The following is a 471-nucleotide window of genomic DNA, read 5'->3' on the forward strand; positions in this document are numbered from 1 at the left end:
GTGCCTGGGCATCGCGCGCCGGGTGGCGGTCGACGCCAGCGGAGGGAGCGGTGGCGAGGACGGTGGCGGGAGTGATCCCTACGTCCTGGCCGGGGTCACGGGTGTCGTGGTCCTGCATCCCGCCGGACTCGCCGTCGGGGCGGTCGACCGGATGCGGGCGGCCCGGCCACTGCAGGTGGTCCCGCCGCCCGACCTGCAGGTCGCCGTCCTGAACTGGCTGGAGATCCGGCGGGTCGTGATGCCGCGCCCCGACAAGCGGCCACTCGTTCCCTCGCCGTTCCCGTACCTGCCGGGCACCGCGGCCGAGCTCCTCCAGGCCTACCTGTCGATCGTCGGCATCAAGCCGCGCGACTGCTACAGCGCGCAGGTCACCCAGGACCAGCCCGGCAACATCATCGGCGGCACTGCGCACACCGTCACCACGGGCGCCGACAAGGAACCGGCGGCCGACGGCGAGCTGCGCAAGCGGTT

1 protein-coding gene is annotated in these 471 nt (G+C 73.5%); it reads left to right on the forward strand.

The window, feature by feature from the left end:
- On the forward strand, window positions 1-471 hold a 471-nt coding region (locus tag ACOADB_RS13505; RefSeq protein ID WP_378599397.1), incomplete at both ends, for a hypothetical protein.

The sequence above is a fragment of the Nocardioides sp. CPCC 206348 genome, assembly GCF_048654705.1.
In the GTDB taxonomy this organism is placed as follows: domain Bacteria; phylum Actinomycetota; class Actinomycetes; order Propionibacteriales; family Nocardioidaceae; genus Nocardioides.